The organism is Janthinobacterium sp. GMG2, from assembly GCF_033949445.1.
Taxonomy (GTDB): domain Bacteria; phylum Pseudomonadota; class Gammaproteobacteria; order Burkholderiales; family Burkholderiaceae_D; genus Janthinobacterium; species Janthinobacterium aestuarii.
This window is the reverse complement of the sequence record NZ_JAXAWA010000001.1, coordinates 191,245-208,632: the sequence shown is the minus strand read 5'-3', so window position 1 is coordinate 208,632 and position 17,388 is coordinate 191,245. Positions and strand designations below refer to the sequence as shown.

At 60.8% G+C, this 17,388-nt stretch carries 17 protein-coding genes; 6 read left to right on the top strand and 11 right to left on the bottom strand.

Annotated features, from left to right (window positions below; all coding sequences use genetic code 11):
- Positions 1 to 81: 81 nt before the first annotated feature.
- From dnaJ to SKZ59_RS00890, 6 genes are all read right to left on the bottom strand, one after another.
- The gene (gene dnaJ, locus SKZ59_RS00915; RefSeq protein WP_034745985.1) at positions 82 to 1,215 is read right to left on the bottom strand and encodes a molecular chaperone DnaJ; all 1,134 of its coding nucleotides are present in this window, start codon (positions 1,213 to 1,215) and stop codon (positions 82 to 84) included.
- A gap of 160 nt (positions 1,216 to 1,375) precedes the next feature.
- Positions 1,376 to 3,319, bottom strand: a complete 1,944-nt coding sequence (gene dnaK / locus SKZ59_RS00910; RefSeq protein WP_319990546.1) for a molecular chaperone DnaK — start codon at positions 3,317 to 3,319, stop codon at positions 1,376 to 1,378.
- A gap of 91 nt (positions 3,320 to 3,410) precedes the next feature.
- Positions 3,411 to 3,947: a nucleotide exchange factor GrpE gene (gene grpE / locus SKZ59_RS00905; protein WP_034745977.1), complete on the bottom strand. Its 537-nt coding sequence runs from the start codon at positions 3,945 to 3,947 to the stop codon at positions 3,411 to 3,413.
- 344 nt (positions 3,948 to 4,291) lie between these two features.
- The gene (gene hemH / locus SKZ59_RS00900; protein WP_034745975.1) at positions 4,292 to 5,401 is read right to left on the bottom strand and encodes a ferrochelatase; all 1,110 of its coding nucleotides are present in this window, start codon (positions 5,399 to 5,401) and stop codon (positions 4,292 to 4,294) included.
- A gap of 174 nt (positions 5,402 to 5,575) precedes the next feature.
- Entirely contained in the window at positions 5,576 to 7,243 is a 1,668-nt protein-coding gene (gene recN / locus SKZ59_RS00895) for a DNA repair protein RecN (protein WP_319990545.1), read from the bottom strand.
- Positions 7,244 to 7,290: 47 nt separating this feature from the next.
- Complete coding sequence (locus SKZ59_RS00890) at positions 7,291 to 8,262, bottom strand: NAD kinase (RefSeq protein ID WP_225242741.1); 972 nt, start codon at positions 8,260 to 8,262, stop codon at positions 7,291 to 7,293.
- Between the two features lie 262 nt (positions 8,263 to 8,524).
- On the opposite strand from SKZ59_RS00890, the gene SKZ59_RS00885 reads away from it, so the two are divergent.
- The 4 genes from SKZ59_RS00885 (at position 8,525) to gloA (ending at position 11,188) form a co-directional block, all read left to right on the top strand.
- The gene (locus tag SKZ59_RS00885) at positions 8,525 to 8,791 is read left to right on the top strand and encodes a hypothetical protein (protein ID WP_128141755.1); all 267 of its coding nucleotides are present in this window, start codon (positions 8,525 to 8,527) and stop codon (positions 8,789 to 8,791) included.
- A gap of 39 nt (positions 8,792 to 8,830) precedes the next feature.
- Entirely contained in the window at positions 8,831 to 10,141 is a 1,311-nt protein-coding gene (locus SKZ59_RS00880; RefSeq protein WP_319990544.1) for a sorbosone dehydrogenase family protein, read from the top strand.
- Positions 10,142 to 10,246: 105 nt separating this feature from the next.
- Positions 10,247 to 10,669: an OsmC family protein gene (locus tag SKZ59_RS00875; RefSeq protein ID WP_034745965.1), complete on the top strand. Its 423-nt coding sequence runs from the start codon at positions 10,247 to 10,249 to the stop codon at positions 10,667 to 10,669.
- A gap of 111 nt (positions 10,670 to 10,780) precedes the next feature.
- The gene (gene gloA, locus SKZ59_RS00870) at positions 10,781 to 11,188 is read left to right on the top strand and encodes a lactoylglutathione lyase (protein WP_319990543.1); all 408 of its coding nucleotides are present in this window, start codon (positions 10,781 to 10,783) and stop codon (positions 11,186 to 11,188) included.
- Between the two features lie 4 nt (positions 11,189 to 11,192).
- Here gloA and SKZ59_RS00865 read toward each other — a convergent pair whose 3' ends face one another.
- Positions 11,193 to 12,098 carry a LysR substrate-binding domain-containing protein gene (locus tag SKZ59_RS00865; RefSeq protein ID WP_319990542.1) on the bottom strand — a complete coding sequence of 302 codons (906 nt, stop codon included), beginning with the start codon at positions 12,096 to 12,098 and terminating at the stop codon, positions 11,193 to 11,195.
- Between the two features lie 90 nt (positions 12,099 to 12,188).
- Here SKZ59_RS00865 and SKZ59_RS00860 point away from each other — a divergent pair, with 90 nt between their 5' ends.
- On the top strand, positions 12,189 to 12,656 hold the full coding sequence (locus SKZ59_RS00860; protein ID WP_319990541.1) for a DMT family transporter: 468 nt from the start codon (positions 12,189 to 12,191) through the stop codon (positions 12,654 to 12,656).
- A 72-nt stretch (positions 12,657 to 12,728) separates the two neighbouring features.
- Here SKZ59_RS00860 and SKZ59_RS00855 read toward each other — a convergent pair whose 3' ends face one another.
- From SKZ59_RS00855 to SKZ59_RS00840, 4 genes are all read right to left on the bottom strand, one after another.
- Entirely contained in the window at positions 12,729 to 14,051 is a 1,323-nt protein-coding gene (locus SKZ59_RS00855) for a TolC family outer membrane protein (protein WP_034745957.1), read from the bottom strand.
- 303 nt (positions 14,052 to 14,354) lie between these two features.
- The gene (locus SKZ59_RS00850; protein ID WP_034745954.1) at positions 14,355 to 14,678 is read right to left on the bottom strand and encodes a rhodanese-like domain-containing protein; all 324 of its coding nucleotides are present in this window, start codon (positions 14,676 to 14,678) and stop codon (positions 14,355 to 14,357) included.
- A 13-nt stretch (positions 14,679 to 14,691) separates the two neighbouring features.
- Positions 14,692 to 15,342, bottom strand: coding sequence for a protein-L-isoaspartate O-methyltransferase family protein (locus SKZ59_RS00845; protein ID WP_215403331.1), 651 nt, complete (start codon positions 15,340 to 15,342; stop codon positions 14,692 to 14,694).
- Between the two features lie 169 nt (positions 15,343 to 15,511).
- On the bottom strand, positions 15,512 to 16,162 hold the full coding sequence (locus tag SKZ59_RS00840; protein WP_034745948.1) for a TetR/AcrR family transcriptional regulator: 651 nt from the start codon (positions 16,160 to 16,162) through the stop codon (positions 15,512 to 15,514).
- A 296-nt stretch (positions 16,163 to 16,458) separates the two neighbouring features.
- On the opposite strand from SKZ59_RS00840, the gene SKZ59_RS00835 reads away from it, so the two are divergent.
- The gene (locus SKZ59_RS00835) at positions 16,459 to 17,328 is read left to right on the top strand and encodes a head GIN domain-containing protein (protein ID WP_319990540.1); all 870 of its coding nucleotides are present in this window, start codon (positions 16,459 to 16,461) and stop codon (positions 17,326 to 17,328) included.
- Positions 17,329 to 17,388: the final 60 nt, after the last annotated feature.

The window sequence follows — 17,388 nt, the reverse complement described above, 5'->3', positions numbered from 1 at the left end:
GGCGATGCGCGCACATTATTCAGCCGTGATGAAAAAAACGCCGGGATGTTGAAGCATCCCGGCGCATGGTATTACGTGTGCTTATTCAAAAAAATCCTTGACCTTGTCTTTCCAGGTCTTGCTTTGCGGACTGTGCTTGGCACCGCCCTCGGTCGTCGACTTTTCAAAGTCGCGCAGCAGGTCTTTCTGTTTTTCCGTCAGTTTCACGGGCGTTTCGATCGCCACGTGGCAGAACAGGTCGCCCGCGTAACCGGAGCGCACGCCCTTGATGCCCTTGCCTTTCAGGCGGAAGGTTTTGCCCGACTGGGTGCCTTCCGGAATCGTGAACGACACTTTGCCGTTCAGGGTAGGCACTTCGATTTCGCCGCCCAAAGCTGCCTTGGTGAACGAGATCGGCATTTCGCAATGCAGGTCGTCGCCTTCGCGCTGGAACACGGCGTGCGGCTTGATGTGGATTTCCACATACAGGTCGCCCGACGGACCGCCATTCGTGCCCGGTTCGCCGTTGCCGGACGAACGGATACGCATGCCGTTGTCGATACCGACTGGAATTTTCACTTCCAGGGTCTTGTTGCGCTTGATGCGACCGGCGCCGCCGCATGGCGTGCACGGGTCGGTGATGACCTTGCCGCTGCCATGGCATTTCGGGCAGGTTTGCTGGATGCTGAAGAAGCCTTGCTGCATGCGCACCTGGCCGTGGCCACCGCAGGTACCGCAGGTGGTTGGCGACGTGCCCGGCTTGGCGCCGCTACCGTGGCAAGTGTCGCACTTGTCCCAGCTCGGCACGCGGATGGTCGTGTCGAAGCCGTGAGCAGCTTGCTCCAGTGTAATTTCCAGGTTGTAGCGCAAGTCGGCGCCACGGTATACCTGTGGCCCCGCATTGCGGCTGCGTCCACCGCCACCGCCAAAGATGTCGCCGAAGATATCGCCGAAGCTGTCGGCAAAGCCGCCAGCACCGCCGCCGAAGCCGCCACCGCCGCCCATGTTCGGGTCCACGCCAGCGTGACCATAACGGTCATACGCATCGCGCTTTTCCGGATTGGTCAGCATCTCGTAGGCTTCTTTGACTTCCTTAAACTTTTCTTCCGATTCCTTGCTATCCGGATTGCGGTCCGGATGGTATTTCATCGCCAGTTTACGGTAAGACTTTTTGATCTCTTCTTCCGAAGCATTTTTTGCGACACCGAGTGTCTCGTAAAAATCACGCTTTGCCATGTTGTCGGCACCTTGCAGTCTATCTACTGATGTAAAAATTACACGAAAAAGCCGAGTCGAGTGCTGCACTGGGCAACGACTCGGCTCGGCCGGTCTTCGCGGCTAATCCCGCGATGTAGCGTTCAGCCCGGCTGCCCCCAGTTCATGGGAGCGCAAGACATTACTTGCTGTCTTTGACTTCTTTGAAGTCAGCGTCAACAACGTCGTCTTGCTTGGCGCCTGCGTCCGATGTGCCAGCAGCTTGCTGTGCACCTTCCGCGCCGCCGGCAGCTTGCTGCGCTTGCATGTCGGCATACATTTTTTCGCCCAGTTTCTGCGATGCGCTCGACAGTGCTTCCACCTTGGCGTCGATCTCAGCCTTGTCGCCCGCCTTGATGCTTGCTTCCAGGTCGGTGATGGCCGCTTCGATCTTCTCTTTCTCGCCCGCATCCAGCTTGTCGCCGTATTCGGTCAAGGATTTCCGGGTCGAGTGTACCAGAGCATCGGCCTGGTTGCGCGACTCGGCCAATTCTTTGACCTTTTTGTCTTCTTCCGCGTTCAGCTCGGCATCCTTGACCATCTTCTGGATTTCAGCCTCGGTCAAGCCGGAATTGGCCTTGATCGTGATCTTGTTTTCCTTGCCGGTGGCCTTGTCTTTCGCGCCGACATGCAAGATGCCGTTGGCGTCGATGTCGAAGGTCACTTCGATCTGTGGCGTACCGCGCGATGCTGGCGGGATGCCTTCCAGATTGAATTCGCCCAGACCCTTGTTGCCGGCAGCGATTTCGCGCTCACCCTGGAAGACCTTGATGGTCACCGCAGGCTGGTTGTCGTCGGCCGTCGAGAACACTTGGCTGAACTTGGTCGGAATCGTCGTGTTTTTGTGGATCATCTTGGTCATCACGCCGCCCAGGGTTTCGATACCCAGGGACAGAGGAGTAACGTCCAGCAACAGCAAGTCCTTGCGTTCGCCCGACAGGACCGAACCTTGAATCGCTGCGCCCACGGCGACGGCTTCGTCCGGGTTCACGTCCTTGCGTGGATCCTTGCCGAAGAATTCCTTCACTTTTTCCTGCACCTTCGGCATACGGGTCATACCGCCGACCAGGATGATGTCATCGATGTCCGACACTTTCACGCCTGCATCTTTGATAGCAATGCGGCATGGTTCCATCGTGGCCGTGATCAGCTCTTCCACCAGCGATTCCAGCTTGGCGCGGGTCATCTTCAGGTTCAAGTGGACCGGCGCGCCGTTCGCCATGGCGATGTACGGCTCGTTGATTTCGGTTTGCTGCGACGACGACAATTCGATCTTCGCGCGCTCGGCCGAAGCCTTGATGCGCTGCAGGGCGATCGGATCTTTTTTCAGGTCGATGCCGTTGATCTTCTTGAACTCGTCGATGATGTAATCGATGACGCGCTGGTCGAAGTCTTCGCCGCCCAGGAAGGTGTCACCGTTGGTCGACAGCACTTCAAATTGTTTCTCGCCATCAACATCCGCGATTTCGATGATCGACACGTCGAACGTACCGCCACCCAAGTCGTACACGGCGATTTTACGGTCGCCTTTTTCGGTCTTGTCCAGGCCGAACGCCAGCGCTGCCGCGGTTGGCTCGTTGATGATGCGCTTGACGTCCAGGCCAGCGATACGGCCGGCATCCTTGGTGGCTTGACGCTGCGAGTCGTTGAAGTACGCAGGCACGGTGATGACGGCTTCGGTGACTTCTTCACCGAGGTAGTCTTCTGCCGTTTTCTTCATCTTGCGCAGGACTTCAGCCGAAATTTGCGGCGGCGCCAGTTTTTTGTCGCGTACGCCGATCCATGCATCGCCGTTGTCGGCTTTCATGATCTGGTACGGCATCAGCGCGATGTCTTTTTGAACTTCTTTTTCGTCGAACTTGCGACCGATCAGACGCTTGACTGCGTACAGCGTGTTTTTCGGATTGGTCACGGCCTGGCGTTTCGCTGGCGCGCCGACGAGAATTTCGCCATCTTCTTGATAAGCAATAATCGACGGCGTCGTGCGTGCGCCTTCAGCGTTTTCGATTACCTTTGGTTGACCGTTTTCCATGATGGAAACGCAGGAATTCGTGGTTCCCAGATCGATACCGATAATTCTACCCATGATTTATTTCCTTTTATTTGCTAGATTTCAGATGGTTCTTATATGTGGCAAAGCGGCATGGTTTCAAGGCTTGCTTGATGCCGCCCTCTGATTATTTTGCTTGCGCGGTCGTTACAATGGCTGGACGCAGCAGGCGGTCCGCAATCATATAGCCCTTTTGCAAGACTGACACGATGGTATTGGCTTCCTGGTCCGCCGGCACCACGGCAACGGCCTGGTGTTTCATCGGATCGAGCTTTTCGCCCTGCACTGGCAATACTTCCACCAGGCGGTTGCGCTCGAACGCGGCGTTCAGTTGCTTCAAGGTCATCTCGACGCCTTCTTTCAGCGATTCGATGGTCGGTGCTTCCACCGTCAGCGCCGTTTCCAGGCTGTCTTTGACGGGCACCATGGCTTCGGCAAAGCTCTCGACTGCGAATTTGTGCGCTTTAGCAACATCTTCCTGCGCGCGGCGACGGATATTTTCGCCATCAGCCTTGGCGCGCATGAAGGCATCGTGCATCTCTGCAAGACGCGCTTCGGTACTCGCCAGCTGCTCTTCCAAAGTAGGCTCTGCGGGAGTCGATGGGGCAGTCGCCGCGGCGTCCGCTTGCGGATTAGGTACAGCTTGGTTTTCCTGATCTTGCATCTGAAAAGCTCCTACAATCAATGACTTAAATGAGTTAGTCTAACTATCTTTACAACACTAACGGGCAGATGGGGCTATATCCTATTGTTTCAAGGGGTATTCGTGGCAAAACCGGAATTACATCGGTCCATGTTACAGCGTATTACAAAATGCTATCCATTTCGGCCAGCGATCCGTGCGCGCATCCCTTGATTTTCCAGGCTTCCCACGGCAAAGCGGGCATTCTACCAGCCCCGCCGCCGCCATCGCCACTGGCTGTGTTGCTATTTGGAAAGCTGCTTGGCCGCGCCAGACATGACAAAGCCGCGCAAGCGCGGCTTTTTATTGTCAAAAATTTACAATCCTTAATTCGTCGCGCCCAAGGCCAGCGCTGCTGCACGCGCCTGCTCGCCCGCTTTCTTGTCCGCTTCGCGCTGCGCCGCCGTCTTCATCGTCGGCCAGCCAATCATGTGCTGTTCCGCAATTTCCGCCATGCCCGCAATCCAGGCCGGCGTTTCGTTCAGGCAAGCGATGTAGTGAAACTGCTGGCCGCCGGCTGTCTCGAAATCATGCTTCGCTTCCATGGCGATCTCTTCCAGGGTTTCCAGGCAATCGCTGGTAAAGCCCGGACACAGCAAGTCGACGCGCTTGACGCCCTGCTGGGCCAGCGCCACCAGGGTGGGCGCCGTGTACGGCTGCAGCCATTCGGCCTTGCCGAAACGGGACTGGAAGGTCACCACATATTGCTCTTTAGTTAATTTCAGCTTTTCCGCCAGCAAGCGCGCCGTTTTCAGGCATTGGCAGTGGTAGGGATCACCCAGCAGCAAGGTACGCTTGGGCACGCCATGAAAACTCATCACGAGTTTTTCCGGACGGCCATGCGCTTCCCAATGATTCAGCACCGAATCGCGCAAGGCGTCGATATACGTGTCGTGCTCGTGATATTGCTTAATGAAGCGCAATTCCGGCACATTGCGCACGGTGGCGTAATGGGCAAACACGGCGTCGTAGATGGAACCCGTCGTCGTGCCAGAATATTGCGGATAGGCCGGCAGGATGGCGATGCGCTCACAGCCTTCGTTTTTCAGCTTGGCCAGCACTTCCGGCAAGGAAGGCGAACCGTAGCGCATGGCCATCGCCACCGTCACGCCGTCATGGCCGCGCTCGGCCAGGGCGCCGGCCAGCAACTTGGCCTGCTTTTGCGTATGCACTTTCAGGGGCGAGCCCTCGCGCGTCCAGATCGATGCATATTTCTTGGCCGACTGGCCGGAGCGGAACGGCAAGATGATCAGGTTCAGGATGAACCACCAGACGATGCGGGGAATCTCTACCACGCGCGGATCGGACAAGAATTGCTTCAGGTAACGCCGCACGGCCGACGACGTCGGTGCATCGGGCGTGCCCAGGTTGACGAGCACCACGGCGCTGCGGTCGATGCTGCCATGCGTGTACGGCGGTTCTGTTTGAAATGACATGAAGGCTCTTCGAAGGCGTTGGATGGATTAGCCAGTTATTATAGTTGCATTGAGTTAATAGCGAAGTGCTGGGGTCAGACCCTCAATGCCGCTAACGTCAAGCTCAGCGCGGATACAGCCAAGGGCTGGGGTCAGACCCGGCGGGTCTGACCCCGGTCTGCCCCCAGCCATGAATCAAATCGCGAGCAGTTCACGCGCATGCTTGCGCGTGGTGGCCGTGATTTCCAGGCCACCCAGCATGCGCGCCACTTCTTCCACCCTGGCCTTGGCGTCGAGCATGTCGATGCGCGAAGCCGTCTTGCCATTGTCCAGCGTGCTTTTTGCCACCTGAAAATGCTGATTGGCCTGGCTGGCCACTTGCGGCAAGTGGGTCACGCACAGCACCTGACGCCCCTGCCCCAGGCGTTTCAGCAGGCGCCCCACCACTTCGGCGACGGCGCCGCCGATGCCGCTGTCGACCTCATCGAAGATCAGGGTCGGCGTGGTCGTGGCGTGCGAGGTGATGACGGAAATGGCCAGCGCAATGCGCGCCAGTTCGCCACCGGACGCCACCTTGGCCAGGGACCGGGGCGCCGTGCCCGCATGGCCGGCGACGAGGAATTCCACCTGCTCAAGTCCATGGGCGGCCGGTTCGCACGGGTGCAGGGCGATTTCAAAGCTGCCGCCCGTCATGCTCAGTTCCTGCATGGCGCGCGTGACGGCTTGCCCCAGTTCCAGGGCGGCCGCGTGGCGCGTGGCGGACAGGCGCTCGGCCACGGCGCGGTACTCGGCCTCGATCTTCGCTTCCTGGCGCAGCAATCCTTCGATGTCGGAAGCGTCGGCCAGGTGCTGCAGCTTTTCCGACAGCTTCGCGTGTTCCTCGGGCAACTCTTCCGGCGTGACGCGGAATTTGCGGGCCGTGCTGTGCATGGCTTCCATGCGCGCGTCGAGCTGGTGCAGGCGCTCCGGGTCCAGTTCCACCCGGTCCAGGTAATTGTTCAGCGCGTAAACGGATTCCTGCAACTGGATGCGCGACGACTCGATCAGGTCGACAATCGGCTGCAATTCCGCATCGACGGACACGAGCTTGCCCAGCTTCTGGTTCAGGGCCGACAGTTGCGACACGATCGGGTGGTCTTCCGACTCGGAAATGAGGGACAAGGCTTCCTGCGCCCCTTCCAGCAGGCTGGCCGCGTGCGACAGACGGCTATGCTCGTTCGTGATGTCCGTCCATTCACCGGGCTTGGCGGCCAGTTTTTCCAGCTCTCCCACTTGCCATTCCAGGCGTTCACGCTCGTACAGCACGTTGGCCGCATTCGTTTCGAATTCCTCGCGCTGGCGCACGAGGGCGCGCCAGCGCTTGTGCAGGGCGGCCACTTGCCGCGCATCCTGTTCCGCGCCCGCTTCGCGCGCCGTCGCCTGGCCGTCGAGCAAGGCGCGCTGCGCTTCGCTTTTCAGCAAGGACTGGTGCGCGTGCTGGCCGTGGATGTCGACCAGCATGTCGCCCAGTTCGCGCAGCTGCGCGGCCGTGGCGGGGATGCCGTTGATGTACGCTTTCGAGCGGCCCGCGTTGTCGATCACGCGGCGCAGCAGGGCGCCGCCATCGTCGTTGGCGAATTCATGCGCCACCAGCCAGGCTTGCGCCACCTCGCTGACGGAGAAATCGGCCGTGATGTCAGCCTTGGCCGCGCCTTCGCGCACCACGCTGGCGTCGCCGCGCCCGCCCAGCGCCAGGGTCAGCGCATCGATGAGGATGGACTTGCCGGCGCCCGTCTCGCCCGTCAGCACGCTGAAGCCGGCGGAAAATTCCAGTTCAATGGTATCGACAATGACAAAATCGCGAATGGACAGTGTATGGAGCATGGCTTCTGTGGTTGGGCGGCGCACCGCGGGTTGAGGTGGAGAAAAAGTTAGCTGAGCTTGCCCTCGCCCGACGGGTACTCATTCCAGTGCAATTTTTCACGCAGGGTGTTGTAGTAGCTCCACCCTTCCGGATGCAGGAAGGTAATCGTGTGCGGCGAACGGCGGATGAGGATGCGGTCTTGCTGCACCAGGCTGGCAAAGGTCTGCATGTCGAAATTGACGCTGATATCGCGCCCGCGCACGATTTCCACGACGATCTGGCTGGAGTCGGGCAAGACGATGGGGCGGTTCGACAGCGCATGCGGGGCGATCGGCACGAGCACGATGCCGCCCAGGGTCGGATGCAGCAATGGGCCGCCGGCCGACAGCGAGTACGCGGTCGAGCCCGTCGGCGTGGATATGATCAAGCCATCGGAACGCTGGTTGTACATGAAGTGGCCATCGACCTCGACGCGCAATTCGGCCATGCCGGCGCCGGCGCCGCGCGAGACGACGACATCGTTGACAGCCATGCCCACGTGAATCGACTCGCCGTCGCGCAGCACGCTGCCTTCGAGCAAGGTGCGGCGTTCGGCCTTGAAACGGCCGCCGAGAATTTGCGCCAGCACGGGCAGCATGCGCTCGAGCGGGATATCGGTCATGAAACCCAATCGTCCTTGATTGATGCCGATCAAGGGTACGTCGAATGGCGCCAGCTGGCGCGCAATGCCCAGCATGGTGCCGTCGCCGCCCATGACGATGGCGCAATCGGCAGCGGCGCCGATCTCGGCCGGCGACATGGCGCGCACGCCGGGAAACGCCAGGTTCAGGTGCGCGGCCGTCTCCGCCTCGAAGACCACCGTGTGGCCCAGCACTTGCAGGAAATCGACGATGCTTTTCACGGGTTCGGCAATGCCATCCGTATTCTGGCGCACGACCAGGGCGATGGTCTTGGCGCCCAGATTGAAGCGCTCGCCCGGGGCTGGCAAGGTCGCTGCTGGCTGTTCGGCGCGCTGTTCGGCGTGTGTATCGACGGGCATAAGAGTCTCGGTAGTGAATTCGGTGGCAAACCGCCCCAGGCTGTCGCGTCGCACGCCGGCATCGCATGATACTGTATATATGCACAGTATAGTGCGGCTGCCGTGTGCCCGCAAGGGGCGTTCTTGGTGTTGCACGCAGTGTAGCGCAGAAAAAGAATCGTCCATGCGTGCGCCAGCGCTCCCTGCATGGACAAATCCGCTTGCAGACGGCCTGCCGCGGCAGGACACTGATTTCACGTTACTTTTACTGTCAGGAGGCCATATGGTTACCCAGCATAGCGAACGCAAGATCAATACCGATGAAAAGGTCAAGAATGACGGCGTCGACCGTCTGCCCCACGAGCGCGATGAATCGCCCGATGCGCAAAACGTGCGTCCGCGCAAGATCATGCAACAGGCGGCCAGCGACCTGGAACAGGGCCTGGTCGACACGGACCGCCGCGCCCAGCCCGGCGTGGAAAAGGTCAAGCCCACCGAACCGAAACAGGCCCGTCCCGACCCGCAGCTGGAACCAAAGAAGGCGCGCTGACTCCAACTGTCACGCACTGCTAGCGTTATGGAGTACGTCATGCACCGTTACGTCTGTTCCTTGCTGCTGGCCGCCGTCTGCGGCCCCACTACCACCCATGCCCAGGCGCCCGCCATGCCCGTCGGCTTCGGCCCGCAACCCGTGCTGCCTGCGCCGGACAAGCAACTGATTCCCACCGTCAATGTGGCGCCCGTGCAGCGCTGGACGGCGGCACAGCGCCCCGTGGCCGCGCCCGGCCTGGCCATCCATGCCTATGCGCGCGACCTCGACCATCCGCGCTGGCTGTACGTGCTGCCGAATGGCGACGTGCTGGTGGCGGAAACGAATGCGCCGCCGAAGCCCGACGATAACAAGGGCATCAAGGGCGCCATCATGCAGATGCAGATGAAAAAGGCGGGCGCCGCCACGCCCAGCGCCAACCGCATCACCTTGCTGCGCGGCATCGACGCGAATGGCGTGGCGCAAACGCGCAGCGTGTTCCTGCAAGGATTGAATTCGCCATTTGGCATGGCGCTGGTCGGCAACGAGCTGTACATCGCCAATGCCGATGCGCTCATGCGTTTTCCCTACAAGGAAGGCCAGACGAGCATCACGGCGCCTGGCGTGAAGGTGGTGGATTTGCCGGGCGGCCCCATCAATCACCACTGGACCAAGAACGTCATCGCCAGTGCCGACGGCAAATTTCTCTATGTTACCGTCGGCTCGAACAGCAACGTGGGCGAGAATGGTCTTGCGGCCGAAGACGGCCGCGCCGCCATCTGGCAAGTCACGCGCGCGACGGGCAAGGCACGCGTGTATGCGACGGGTTTGCGCAACCCCGTCGGCATGGCCTGGCAGCCGCACAGCGGGGCACTGTGGACGGCCGTCAATGAACGCGACGAGCTGGGCAACGACCTGGTGCCCGACTACATGACGTCCATCAAGGACGGCGCCTTCTATGGCTGGCCCTACAGTTATTTCGGCCAGCACGTCGATGCGCGGGTCAAGCCGCCACGTCCCGAACTGGTGGCCACCGCCATCGCGCCCGACTACGCGCTGGGTGCGCACACGGCCTCGCTGGGGCTGGCGTTTTATGACGGCACCTTGCTGCCCGAACGCTACCGGGGCGGCGCCTTCATCGGCCAGCACGGCTCGTGGAACCGCAAGCCTTTCAGCGGCTATAAAGTCATCTTCGTGCCCTTCGCGAATGGCGTGCCCAGCGGGCCACCGCAGGACATCATTGCCGGTTTCCTCGACAGCAATGGCAAGGCGCAGGGGCGCCCCGTCGGCGTGGCCGTCGACAAGGCGGGCGCGCTGCTGGTGGCGGACGACGTGGGCAATGTGATCTGGCGCGTGACGCCGGCGCCGTGAGCGGCGAAGCCCGGCGCGCGCATGCGCCCCCTGTGTGGCGCAACGAACGGAAGGGCAAGGGTGGCACGCGCATGATGGGCGCTCGAACCACGCAAGGAGTACATCATGAAAAAAACAGGATCAGCCGTCTGGAGTGGCGGCCTTAAAGATGGCAAAGGGTTTATTTCCACCCAAAGCGGCGCGCTCGACAATGTAGCCTATGGCTTCAACACGCGCTTCGAAGACGGTCCCGGCAGCAATCCGGAAGAACTGATCGGCGCGGCCCATGCGGCCTGCTTCACCATGGCCCTGTCCGGCCAGCTGGGCGAGGCGGGCATGCGCGCCACCGCCCTGAAAACCACGGCCGATGTCAGCCTGGAAAAAATCGATGGCAGCTATGCCATCACGGCCGTGCACCTGACCCTGGTGGCGACCATTCCCGGCGCCACCGACGAAGCGTTCCAGGACGCGGCCCTGCGCGCCAAGCTCGGTTGCCCCGTATCGAAGTTGCTGGCCACGGAAATCACTTTGGACGCCCATCTGGAATAAACACCTTAGCTCTCGCTGCCCCTGTCCCCGCGGGCGGCAGGGGCGGTCTCGGCAAGAAAGCCGTAAAACGCATAAAATCCTGCCATTCCCCTACACCCTCAAGGATTTACGATGCGTATTTTGCACACCATGTTACGGGTCGGCGACCTGCAGCGCTCCATCGATTTTTATATCAAGGTCCTGGGCATGACGCTGCTGCGCACCAGCGACAATCCGGAATACCAGTACACCCTGGCCTTCGTCGGCTATGGATCGAATCCCGATCATGCGGAACTGGAACTGACGTATAACTATGGCACCACCAGCTACGAGCTGGGTACGGCGTATGGCCACATCGCCATTTCGGCCGACGACATCGTCGCCGCTTGCGCCGCGGCACGCGCGAATGGCGGCAACGTCACGCGCGAACCGGGTCCCGTCAAAGGCGGTAATACCGTCATCGCCTTCATCACCGATCCGGACGGCTACAAGATCGAATTGATCGAACGCAAGTTCGACGGCCAGGGCGGCGGGCTGTAAGTCCTCAGCCTGGCTCGGCGGCCTGTGCAATGGCCGCGCGTAGCCAGGCGATGCCCGCATCGCCGTCCGTGCGGCGGTGCCGTATCGTTTCAAACGCAAACGGCGCGATGGCAAACGGCGCAGCATACAGCGCCAGCCCCTGCGCCGCACTGTCCTGCAAGGCGCGCTGCGCCACCGTCAGGATCAAGTCCGTCCCCCTCACGACCTCCGGTGCGACCGTCCAGTACGGCACACGCACGGCGATGCGGCGTGTCTGTCCCAGCTTGGCCAGGGCCGCATCGACTTCGGCCGCCATGCCGCCTTCGCTGGATGCCACCAGCACATGCGGGCGCGCCAGATAGGTTTCCAGGCTCAGCATTTCACCGGACGCCAGGCTGGCAGGATCGAGCGCGCACACGAATGTTTCCTCGAACAGGGTTTCACGATGTAACTGCTCGGGCAGTTGCGGGAACACGCCCAGCGCCAGGTCGATCTCGCCATCCTGCACGCCAGCGATCACGGCCGATCGGCTGGCATAGCTGATGGCCAGGTCGATGCCGGGCGCATCCACGCGCAAGCGGCGCAACAAACGCGGCAAGATCAGCGCCGCGCCGTAATCCGACATGGCCAGGCGAAACACGCGCTGCGCCGTGGCCGCCTCGAAGACGGCGCCACCGAGCACGGAGCGCACGCTTTGCAAGGCTTCGGCCAGCGGCCGCGCCAGCTCCAAAGCACGCGCCGTCGGCTGGAAGCCGCCCTTGCCACGCAGCAGCAGCGGATCGCCGAGCAGATGGCGCAAGCGGGCCAGCGCATGGCTGACGGCAGGCTGACTCATGTGCAAGCGCTCGGCTGCGCGCGACAAATGGCGCTCGCTGAGCAGCGCTTCCAGGATCACCAGCAGGTTCAAATCGACGGCCCGCAGATTATTCATTTGCTGCATAGTTGGCTGACAAACTACGAATTGGATTTAATGATGACAGCATAATACGATGACTCCATCAACTCAACTGTGGAGTCACATATGCATGGATGGATTACCGTATTTGCCCCGCTGGCCATGCTGGCCGGCGCCGTCGTCCCGTTCCAGGCCGGCGCGAATGCCGCGCTGGGCCGCAACCTGGGCCACCCGCTGTGGGCCACGCTCGCCTCGCTGGCCGTCAGCGCCGTGCTCGCGTCGCTCGTGATGCTGGTCTGGCGGGTGCCCGCGCCCGATGTCAGTCTCGCCATGCGCGGACCGGGCTGGTCCTGGCTGGGCGGCGCGGCCGGCGTGTTTTACATTACGGCCGCGCTGATGCTGGCCCCGCGCATGGGTTCCGGTCCCTTCATGGCGGCCGTCATCGGCGGACAGATGCTGGCCGCGCTGGCCATCGACCGCTACGGTTTGCTGGGCTTTGCCGTCAAGCACATTTCTCCGCTGCATTGGGCCGGCGCGGGACTGGTGGTGGCCGGTGTCGTGCTGACCCAATTCGCCAACAGCCGCGCCATGTAACACCACTTCAAGACGAAAAAAAACCAGCGCCGTTGCCGGGGCTGGTTTTCATCTGAATCTGCAGAAAAAAGATTACTTGTCGAGCAAGGCGTTGACGGGCATCAAATCCGTTTCCTTCAACGTGCCGGCCGCCGCCTTCAGGCGCAAGCCGTTCATGATGGTGTCGTAGCGGGCTTTCGACAGGTCTTTTTGCGTCGAAAACAATTGTTTCTGCGCATTCAAGACGTCGATATTGATGCGTACGCCCACTTGATAACCGAGCTGGTTCGACTCCAGCGCCGACTTGCTCGACACTTCCGCCGCTTCCAGCGCCTTGACTTGCGCCAGGCCGCTGTTGACGCCGAGGAAAGCCTGGCGCGCGCCTTGCGATGCCGTGCGGCGTGCCGTTTCCAGATCGTTGCGGGCCTTGTTTTCCAACGCGATCGATTCGCGCACCTTGCTGGTGACGGCAAAGCCGCTGAAGATCGGGATGCTCCACTGCACGCCAATGGCGTTGTTGTTGGAACTGCCGCTGCCGCCGCCCGTCGTATAGGTATGGCCCGCGTTGGCGATCAGGTCCAGGGTCGGATAATGGCCGGCGCGGTTGCGGCCGATATCGCGCTTGGCCGATTCCACGTTGAACTGGGCCGTGACGACGCCAAAGTTCTGCTCTTCCGCCGAGCTCACCCACGGTTCGATGGCGGCCGGTTCCGGCGCGCTGATGACCACGCCCGTGCGCATCGGCGCCAGCGACGTTGGCGCTTCGCCGATGATGGTTTGCAAGGCGCTGCGCTTGTTGGCCAAGTCATTGATGGCGGCAAATTCCTGCGCCACCACCAGGTCGTACGCCGCCTGCGCTTCGTGCGTGTCGGTAATCGTTTGCGTGCCGACTTCGAAGTTGCGCTTGGCCGATGCCAGTTGCTCCGTCGTGGCCACTTTTTGCGCCTGCGTGGCGCCCAGGTTGTCCTGCGCGCTCAGCACATCGAAATACGCTTGCGCCACGCGCGTGATCAGATCTTGCTGTACCTGTGCAAATTGCGCTTCCGCAATCGCTTGCGCCAGCTTGCTTTGCTGATAAGTTTCCCAGCGATCCCAGCGGAACAGCGGCTGCGCCAGGGTCAGATTGTAGGTATTCGTGTGCACCTTGACCGTCGGCATGGAAATCGTGCTGGTGATCGGCTCGATGCTGTTGCGCGTATTGCTGCCTGAAGCCGACACTTGCGGCAGCAAGCCTGCCAGTCCTTGCGGAACCCGCTCCATCCCGGCCGACAGGGCCGCACGCGCACTCGCATACTGCGCGTCATTGGCCAGCGCCTGCTGGTACACCTGGATGAGATCGGCCGCCTGCGCTTGCAGCGAGCATGTCATCGAGACAAAGGCGCTGGTCATCAGCACGGCGATAAGGGGTTTCCGCATTGCATTTCTCCGTTGGAGTCGTCAAAAGTTGATGGAATCAAAAATCTGCTACCGCTTGCCTTGCGCCCGCCGGGTGAGCGGGGTACAGGCCTCCACAGGCATGCAGGAAAACATGCCTGGGTGCATCTACTGAAAAAATAACTTAGAACCTATCCCAGTAGGGAGCGTCTTCTGTTGGCAGTTCATCAGGAGCGCGGACAAGGCGTGAGGAGGACGCGTGGCGAGCCACGCAACGACGATCAACGCAGTCCCCGCTTCTGAGGGGCGCCAGCAGGAGATGTATTCATCTACTGGGATAGGCTCTTAGTATTTAGGCATCGCGCTGTCGACTTGCAGCGCCCAGGCGTGCACGCCGCCCGTCAAATTACTGATCTTGCCAAAACCATTGCGCTCCAGGAAGGCAGCCACTTGCATGCTGCGCATGCCGTGATGGCAGATGCAGACGATCTCGGCGTCTTCATCGAGGTCGTCGATGCGGGCAGGAATCGAGTTCATCTGCATCAGGGTGGCACCGTCGAGGTGGCACAGGTCAAACTCCCACTGTTCCCGCACGTCCAGCAACAACGGACGCGGGCGGGAAGGGTCAGCCAGCCAGGCGGCCAGCTGCGGTGCACTCAAATGCTCCATCGAATCGGTCGCCTCAGAACTGGAAATGCGACGGTGCAACAGCTTGCAGCGGCGTGACATTGGTTTCAAACAGCTTGCGCGTGTCGTAGGCCTTGTCCGAGCTGCGCGTGATCAGATGCGCGGACATGATCGGCGCTTCGCCGATGATGGCCAGGATGCGGCCGCCGACTTTCACTTGTTGCAACAACGCTTCCGGCAACACGGCCAAGGCGCCGGACACGACGATCACGTCGTACGGCGCGCCTTTGCTCCAGCCCTGGGCGCCGTCGCCCAGTTCCACGGTGACGTTGGTCACGCCGTTGGCGGCCAGGTTCTGCTCGGCCAGGGTTTTCAATTGGGGAACGATTTCCACACTCGTCACATGCCGCGCCTTGTGCGCCAGCAAAGCGGCCATGTAACCGCTGCCTGTGCCGATTTCCAGCACATTTTCATGCTTCTTGACGGCTACGTCTTGCAAAATGCGCGCTTCCAGCTTCGGCGTGAACATGCATTCGCCGCCGCCCAGTGGAATTTCGGTATCGACGAAGGCCAGGTTTTTATAGGCGGCCGGTACGAAATCTTCACGCTTGACCACGTTCAACAGCTCCAGCACGTCGATATCCAGTACGTCCCATGGACGGATTTGCTGTTCGATCATATTGAAGCGGGCTTGTTCGATATTCATCTTTGGACTCGGTAAGTGAAGTAATAATCCGCCATTTTATCGTTGAACTGGCTGAAAGCACATGTTAACCATAAAGGCGGGGAATGGAGGGAATTTGCGACGATCTGCAGATTTGGGGGGGCGAACCTTGGAAAAGGGGCAACTGAACGGTATCAGCGGACACGGCGCGTCAGCTTTTCCCGGGCGCCTCCACCTGCAGGCTGCGCAAGCTCATGTCGATAAACGCATCCATGTAGGCGATCGGATCGATATTCTTGACCTCGCACGGCAGGAAGGAATGCGTCCACATCATCAGCATGGTGACGGGTGCGCTGAGGATGGTGCTGACGAGCACGGGATCGACCTGGCGGAATTCACCGCGCTGCATGCCCCGTTCAACCAGGGTGGCAATCAGTGCATTCCCACGCGTGACCACCTCTTCGTTGTAAAACTGCGCCAATTCGGGGAAATTGTTTGCTTCGGCCAGCATCAGCTTGGTCAAACCGGCCAGCTTGGTGGCGCCGAACTCTTCCCACCATTGCATCATCATGCTGCGCAACAACTCGGCGCTGCTGCTGTCCGAGGCGGCCATGCTGTCTTCCGCCTCGCCGATCGACTGCACGATATTGTCGCGCACCACGGCCTTGAACAACTCTTGTTTATTCTCAAAGTACAGGTAAAGAGTGCCTTTCGACACGCCAGCCCGCTTGGCCACATCCTCCAGGCGCGTCGATGCGAAGCCCCGTTCGACAAACAGGTCGAGGGCGGCGGCGAGCAATTCCTGCGGGCGGGCATCCTTGCGCCGCTCCCAGCGGGGCTTGGTATCAATCGGGGCTTGCATGTATCTTTCCAAGTAACTTACTTTTGAGTCATTAATAGTAGTCCTGTCTACCGCCAAGGTCAAGCGCGAGGCACCGCCGGGCACGTCGAATACAGGCATTGTACGCTCCGTGCCGACGCCGGGCCTGCGGCGCGGGGTGAAGCAGAATGCGTTTCAGTCCCCATTTTGCGCAGTTCATCGCATTTCCACTCAGCAAGCGTGTCCGATTTGCTACCTTGCCATCGACAGCACGGCAGCCGCGGCGCGGCAGCCGGCTTTTTCTGTTCCCAAGCTAAAACAATCATAAAGGAAACACTATGCGTACCTTGCTGACCCTGTGCTGTGCCGTTGCCCTTGGCGGTTGCGCCATCATCATCAACCCCAACGATGGCGAAGTGCGCCATGTCGACACGGGTGGCAATGCCATCCAGGGCAACGAGCAAGTGAGCCGCGACGTGCGCCAGGTCAGCAACATCAGCACGCTCGACATCGACAGCATGAAACGCATCGATATCAAGATCGACGTGCGCGTCGGGCCAGCTGCATCGCTGGTGATCGAAGCGGACAGCAATCTGCAGCCGCGCATCCATAGCGAAGTGAGCGGCAATACCCTGCGCATCTGGAGCGATACGAACATTCGTAGTAGCAATGGCATCCACGTCATCTACACGACGCCGCAATTGAAGAAGATCACCATTTCCGGCTCGGGCCGCCTGGTGGCCAGCGGTTTCAATGGCGACGATTTCAGCCTGGAACAACGCGGTTCGATGAAGAGCGAACTGTCGGGCACCGTGGGACGCTTCGACGTGGCCAACAATGGTTCCGGCAGCATCAACGCGGCGGCCCTCGCCAGCGGCAACACGGATGCGGTGCAGAACGGTTCGGGCAACATCCAGCTGGGCAATGTGCGCGGCGAGCGCGTCAACGTGGCCGTCAACGGCTCGGGCAGCATCAGCGCCAGCGGCGCCGTGCAGCGCCTCGACGCCAACGTGAATGGTTCGGGCGATATCAACCTGGCCGCCCTGCGCAGCGACGTTGCCTATCCGGCGAGCAACGGTTCCGGCGACGTCGATGTCACCGTCCAGAATGAAGTCAACGCCCGCGCCAGCGGTTCCGGCCGTATCACCGTGCATGGCGATCCGGCCCGCCGCACGTTGTCGGGCAAGCGCGTCAGCATCGTGCGCTGAACGCGCCTTGGCGACGCATGGGAGCCGGCTTGCTATACTGTCGGCTCCTCACCCGTTCGC

Coding starts and splice junctions, on each gene's coding strand:
- SKZ59_RS00865 (WP_319990542.1), bottom strand. CDS start 12,098: ATGAATAATCTGCGGGCCGTCGATTTGAACCTGCTGGTGATCCTGGAA.
- SKZ59_RS00875 (WP_034745965.1), top strand. CDS start 10,247: ATGAAAAAAACAGGATCAGCCGTCTGGAGTGGCGGCCTTAAAGATGGC.
- hemH (WP_034745975.1), bottom strand. CDS start 5,401: ATGTCATTTCAAACAGAACCGCCGTACACGCATGGCAGCATCGACCGC.
- dnaK (WP_319990546.1), bottom strand. CDS start 3,319: ATGGGTAGAATTATCGGTATCGATCTGGGAACCACGAATTCCTGCGTT.
- SKZ59_RS00835 (WP_319990540.1), top strand. CDS start 16,459: ATGCGTACCTTGCTGACCCTGTGCTGTGCCGTTGCCCTTGGCGGTTGC.
- SKZ59_RS00860 (WP_319990541.1), top strand. CDS start 12,189: ATGCATGGATGGATTACCGTATTTGCCCCGCTGGCCATGCTGGCCGGC.
- recN (WP_319990545.1), bottom strand. CDS start 7,243: ATGCTCCATACACTGTCCATTCGCGATTTTGTCATTGTCGATACCATT.
- SKZ59_RS00850 (WP_034745954.1), bottom strand. CDS start 14,678: ATGGAGCATTTGAGTGCACCGCAGCTGGCCGCCTGGCTGGCTGACCCT.
- grpE (WP_034745977.1), bottom strand. CDS start 3,947: ATGCAAGATCAGGAAAACCAAGCTGTACCTAATCCGCAAGCGGACGCC.
- SKZ59_RS00845 (WP_215403331.1), bottom strand. CDS start 15,342: ATGAATATCGAACAAGCCCGCTTCAATATGATCGAACAGCAAATCCGT.
- dnaJ (WP_034745985.1), bottom strand. CDS start 1,215: ATGGCAAAGCGTGATTTTTACGAGACACTCGGTGTCGCAAAAAATGCT.
- SKZ59_RS00880 (WP_319990544.1), top strand. CDS start 8,831: ATGCACCGTTACGTCTGTTCCTTGCTGCTGGCCGCCGTCTGCGGCCCC.
- SKZ59_RS00890 (WP_225242741.1), bottom strand. CDS start 8,262: ATGCCCGTCGATACACACGCCGAACAGCGCGCCGAACAGCCAGCAGCG.
- SKZ59_RS00885 (WP_128141755.1), top strand. CDS start 8,525: ATGGTTACCCAGCATAGCGAACGCAAGATCAATACCGATGAAAAGGTC.
- SKZ59_RS00840 (WP_034745948.1), bottom strand. CDS start 16,162: ATGCAAGCCCCGATTGATACCAAGCCCCGCTGGGAGCGGCGCAAGGAT.
- SKZ59_RS00855 (WP_034745957.1), bottom strand. CDS start 14,051: ATGCGGAAACCCCTTATCGCCGTGCTGATGACCAGCGCCTTTGTCTCG.
- gloA (WP_319990543.1), top strand. CDS start 10,781: ATGCGTATTTTGCACACCATGTTACGGGTCGGCGACCTGCAGCGCTCC.